We start from the raw sequence: 4,993 nt of genomic DNA on the forward strand, positions 1-4,993 counted from the left end.
TCGAGGAATTCGCCTGAGTCAGGCCTGCTCCAGCAACCAGCGGCAGTAGCGCTCGACGCCCTCCGCCACGCCCAGCATCGGCGCCCGGTAGCCGGCCTCGCGCAGGAAGGCGATGTCGGCGCAGGTGTAGCACTGGTACTTACCGCGCAGGCCATCGGGGAACCCGACGTACTCCAGCAGCCCCTGGGCGATGGCCTGCTGCAGGCTGAGCGGCGGCTGGTCCCGCTGGGCGCGCAGGCTGTTGATCACCGCCAGGGCCACGTCGTTGAACGGCTGTGCGCGGCCGCTGCCGAGGTTGAAGATGCCGCTGCGGCCGGGGTTGTCGAGGAAGTGCAGGTTGACCCGGGCCACGTCCTCCACCGAGACGAAGTCGCGCAGGTGGCCGCCGGCCGGGTAGTCGCCGTACTCGCCGAAAAGTTGCACCTTGCCGCTGGCGCGAAACTGCTCGAAGCAGTGGAAGGCCACCGAGGCCATGCGCCCCTTGTGCTGCTCGCGCGGGCCATAGACGTTGAAGTAGCGCAGCCCGACGACCTGGCTGCGCGCCTGCGGCAGGGCGCGGCGCACGCGCTGGTCGAAGAGGAACTTGGAATAGCCGTAGGCGTTCAGCGGCCGCTCGTACTCGCGCAGCTCGCGGAAGTCGCGCCCGCCGCCGTAGACCGCCGCCGAGGAGGCGTAGAGGAAGGGCACGCCCAGCTTCAGGCTGGCCTCCAGCAGGTCGCAGCTGTAGCGGTAGTTGTTGTCCATCAGGTAGCGCCCGTCGCCCTCCAGGGTGCTGGAGCAGGCGCCCTGGTGGAGCAGCGCGCGGACCACGCCGAAGCCGCCGCGGGCGTAGCGTTCGACGAAGTCGCGCTTGTCCAGGTAGTCGGCGATGTCGCAGTCGGCGAGGTTGCGGAATTTGTCGCCTTCGGTCAGGTCGTCGACCGCGATGATGTCGGACTCACCCCGCAGGTTCAGCGCCTTGACGAGGTTGCTGCCGATGAAGCCGGCGGCGCCGGTGACGATGATGCTCATGTGGGAACACTCCCCAGCGGAGAATGAAGTGCCCACAGGCTATTCCCGGCAGGGCCGGCGGCCGTTGATACAAGGCAAGGAATGTTAGCTTGCTAACGAAGTGCCATCAGGGCCGGTCGTTGTGCCCCAGGTCACGCTGCGGGTCGATGCGGTCGCGCACCCGCTGCTTGAGCACCTTGGCCTCGGGGAAGCCGCCATCGGCCTTGCGCTCCCAGATCTGCTCGCCGTCGCAGGTGATGCGGAACACCCCGCCGGTGCCGGGCTCCAGGCTCACCCGGGCGAGGTCGTCGGCGAAGGTGCTGAGCAGTTCCTGGGCCAGCCAGGCGGCGCGCAGCAGCCACTGGCACTGGGTGCAATAGGTGATGACGATTTCCGCTCTGGGCTGGCTCATGGCGTCCGGGCTCCTGCTCTGGGATGCCTATAATAGCCGCCTGGAAGCCCCATCGGACCCGCCCAATGCGCCGCCTGCTGTTCGCCCTCCTGCTGCTCCTGCCACTGTCCACCCTCGCCGCCGGGCACCCGCCGAAGATCGGCCTGGTGCTGTCCGGCGGCGCCGCCCGCGGCCTGGCCCACATCGGCGTGCTCAAGGCCCTGGACGAACAGGGCATCCACATCGACGCCATCGCCGGGACCAGCATGGGCGCGGTGGTCGGCGGGCTCTACGCCGCCGGCTACACGCCCAGGGAACTGGAGCGCATCGCCCTCGGCCTGGACTGGCAGCAGGCGCTGTCCGACTCGCCGCCGCGGGTGGACGTACCCTTCCGGCGCAAGCAGGACGACCGCGACTTCCTGGTCAAGCAGAAGCTCAGCTTCCGCGACGACGGCTCCCTCGGCCTGCCCCTGGGCGCCATCCAGGGGCAGAACCTGACCATGCTCCTGGAGAGCCTGCTGGTGCACACCAGCGGCACCCGCGACTTCGACAGGCTGGCCATCCCCTTCCGCGCCGTGGCCACCGACATCTCCACCGGCGAGAAGGTGGTGTTCGACCACGGCCACCTGCCCCAGGCGATCCGCGCCAGCATGTCGATCCCGGCGGTGTTCGCCCCGGTGGAGTACGACGGCAAGCTGCTGGTGGACGGCGGCATGGTCGACAACATCCCGGTGGACGTGGCGCGCAGGATGGGCGTCGACCTGGTCATCGTGGTCGACATCGGCAACCCGCTGCTCGAACGCAAGCAGCTGACCACGGTGGTCGACATGCTCAACCAGTCGGTCACCCTGATGACACGCAAGAACTCCGAGGCGCAGCTGGCCACCCTGAAGCCCGACGACGTGCTCATCCAGCCGCCGCTCAGCGGCTACAGCTCCACCGACTTCGGCCGCGTGCCGCAGCTGATCGACGCCGGCTACCGCGCCACCAGCATCCTCGCCACGCGCCTGGCGGCCCTGCGCAAGCCCCGCGACCAGGAAGCCGTGGCCCTGGCCGAGGCGCGCACGCCCGACGAGCGCACGCCGGTGATCGGCAGCATCCGCGTGGAGAACGACTCCAAGGTCGGCGACGAGGTGATCCGCCACTACATCCGCCAGCCGCTGGGCCAGCCGCTGGACCTGGAACGTCTGCAGAGCGACATGAGCACCCTTTACGGCCTGGACTACTTCGACCAGGTGCAGTACCGGGTGGTCCGCGAGAAGGACGGCAACGCCCTGGTCATCCACGCCCTGGGCAAGCGCAGCGGCACCGACTACCTGCGCCTGGGCCTGAACCTGTCGGACGACCTGCGCGGCGACAGCACCTTCAACGTCGGCGCCAGCTATCGCGTCAACGGCATCAACCGCCTCGGCGCGGAATGGCTGACGCGCCTGCAGATCGGCGACCAGCAGGAGCTCTACAGCGAGTTCTACCAGCCGCTGGACGCCGGCTCGCGCTACTTCGTGGCGCCCTACGTGTTCAACGAGGCGCGCAACGTCGAGGCCACCGACAACGACGACCCCATCGCCGAGTACCGCCTGGAACGCTACGGCTACGGCCTCAACCTCGGCCGGCAGATCGCCAACAACGGCGAGATCCGCCTGGGCGTGGCCCAGGCCTTCGGCAAGGCCGACGTGCGCGTGGGCCAGCGGGACCTGCCGGACTTCCACTTCAACGAAGGCTACGCCGAGCTGAAGTACTCCTTCGACACCATGGACAACGTCGACTTCCCCCGCGAGGGCGAGGACATCCAGGCCGGCTACCGCGAGCACACGCCGTCGCTGGGCGACGACGACCGCTACCGCCAGTGGGAACTGCGCCTGGACAAGGCGCTGAGCAGCGGGCCGAACACCTGGGTGCTGGGCGGCGGCTACGGGCGCACCCTGGACGACGCCGACGTGGTGGTGTCGAGCTTCCTGCTCGGCGGCGCGCGCGAGCTCTCCGGCTTCCGCCAGGACGCCCTGGCCGGGCAGAACTACAGCCTCGGCCGGGTGATCTACTACCGGCGCATGACCGAGCGCTCCTTCCTGCCCCTGGACTTCCCCTTCTACCTCGGCGGCAGCCTGGAACGCGGCCGGGTGTGGAACAACGACAATAGCTACGACACCGGCTACATCAACGCCATGAGCATCATGCTGGGCTTCGAGACACCGCTGGGGCCGCTGTCGTTCAGCTACGGCCTGAACGACGCCGACGAGCATGCGGTGTACCTGAACCTGGGGCGCAACTTCTGACGGCATCCACCGTTATCCTCGGGTACCGGTGTCCGGGCCGGCGGCGGATAACCGCGAACGGTTATTCGCCCTACGCACCGATGTTTCTCTGGAAAACGCTCTTGTAGGAGCGAGCTTGCTCGCGAACCCTCCCCCACAAGCGGGAGAGGGGACCGTCCGGCGCGAGGCGAAACCATGAAGCTCCCGGGCTCCCAGTAGGGCGCATAACGCCTACGGCGTTATCCGCCATAATCGCGGACAGAGTCCGCGATCACCGGCATGAAAAAGCCCGGCGCAAGGCCGGGCTTCGGGTGGACCGGGAATGCCTCAGGCAATCCGCGCCAGCAGCTCGCGGGCTTCTTCCTGTTCCTGCTTGTCGCCTTCCTGCAGCACCTGTTCGAGGATCCGGTAGGCCTCGTCGAGGTCGCCGCGGTCGATGCAGGCGCGGGCCCGGTCGAGGCTGGCCAGCAGCTTGTCCTGCTCGCCGCCGGCCCGGCTCGGCAGGCCGAAAGCGCCGGCCTGCTCGTCGTCCAGGTCGAACTCGGTGACCTCCGGCAGCTCGCGCAGGTTGCTGCGGAAGTCCTTCAGGAGGTCCTCGGTGTCGTCCTTGCCGCCCTTGGCGGAAGAGCCCTTGGGCGAATCGAAGGCGTCCAGGCTGTTCCAGTCCAGGTCCAGGGACAGTTCGCCGAGGTTCAGGTCGGCGGTGTCGCCCAGCGGCGGCTGTGCCGGCGCGGGGTGCTCGCCGACGTCGCCCAGCTCCAGGCCTTCCCACTCGCCAAGGCCGTCGCTGATGGCCTGCTCGTCGTCACGCTCGAGCATGGCGGGGTAGCGGGCCTTGAGCTGGTCGATCTGCTTCTGGTCGCCGCCCATCGCCTGCAGCGCCCTCTCCTGCTCGCGGAAACCGGCCAGGTCGCCGAGTTCGGCGAGCACCAGCAGCAGCTTCAGGCGCAGGTCGCGGCGCTGTGGCTCGGCGGCGACGGATTTGCTCAGCATGTCGCGGGCCTGGCCGAAGCGGCCGTAGGCGATGTAGATGTTCGCCCCCTCCAGGCTGTCGCTGCTGGCGGCCGGCAAGCGGGCCAGGGAGGCTTCGTTGGCGCCGGCCAGCGGCGCGACGGCAGAAGCCACCACCGGTTTGGCCGGCTCTACCGGGCGGGCCGGCGCCAGCGGCGGCAGGCTGGCGGCCTCGGCTTGCAGCTGCGGCGGCTCGTCGTCGGGCTTGCGCCGCCGGCTGTAGACCAGGCCCAGCGCCAGCACCAGGGCTGCCAGGGCGGCCCAGGGCCAGTAACGGGTCAGGACGGTGCCTTCCTCATCCACCGCGGCGGGCGCCTGGGGCGTCGGCTTGGCGGCTTCGGCCACCGGC

4 protein-coding genes are annotated in these 4,993 nt (G+C 69.2%); 1 reads left to right on the forward strand and 3 read right to left on the reverse strand.

Translation table 11 applies throughout. The features are described 5' to 3' along the window. Window positions 1–18: 18 nt before the first annotated feature. Window positions 19–1,011, reverse strand: a complete 993-nt coding sequence (gene rfaD / locus DK254_RS27980) for an ADP-glyceromanno-heptose 6-epimerase (protein ID WP_109936432.1) — start codon at window positions 1,009–1,011, stop codon at window positions 19–21. 106 nt (window positions 1,012–1,117) lie between these two features. Continuing rightward, window positions 1,118–1,402 carry a SelT/SelW/SelH family protein gene (locus DK254_RS27985; RefSeq protein WP_009620440.1) on the reverse strand — a complete coding sequence of 95 codons (285 nt, stop codon included), beginning with the start codon at window positions 1,400–1,402 and terminating at the stop codon, window positions 1,118–1,120. 65 nt (window positions 1,403–1,467) lie between these two features. Here DK254_RS27985 and DK254_RS27990 point away from each other — a divergent pair, with 65 nt between their 5' ends. Further along, window positions 1,468–3,654: a patatin-like phospholipase family protein gene (locus tag DK254_RS27990; protein ID WP_109936433.1), complete on the forward strand. Its 2,187-nt coding sequence runs from the start codon at window positions 1,468–1,470 to the stop codon at window positions 3,652–3,654. 306 nt (window positions 3,655–3,960) lie between these two features. Here DK254_RS27990 and DK254_RS27995 read toward each other — a convergent pair. Continuing rightward, window positions 3,961–4,993, reverse strand: a 1,033-nt coding sequence (locus DK254_RS27995; protein WP_305888140.1) for a FimV/HubP family polar landmark protein, incomplete at its 5' end; no start/stop codon positions are given.

The organism is Pseudomonas sp. RW407, assembly GCF_003176655.1.
In the GTDB taxonomy this organism is placed as follows: Bacteria; Pseudomonadota; Gammaproteobacteria; order Pseudomonadales; family Pseudomonadaceae; genus Pseudomonas; species Pseudomonas delhiensis.

What these genes read in the sequence shown, in the direction of transcription:
- rfaD (WP_109936432.1), bottom strand. Translation starts at nt 1,011, where the DNA reads ATGAGCATCATCGTCACCGGCGCCGCCGGCTTCATCGGCAGCAACCTC.
- DK254_RS27985 (WP_009620440.1), bottom strand. Translation starts at nt 1,402, where the DNA reads ATGAGCCAGCCCAGAGCGGAAATCGTCATCACCTATTGCACCCAGTGC.
- DK254_RS27990 (WP_109936433.1), top strand. Translation starts at nt 1,468, where the DNA reads ATGCGCCGCCTGCTGTTCGCCCTCCTGCTGCTCCTGCCACTGTCCACC.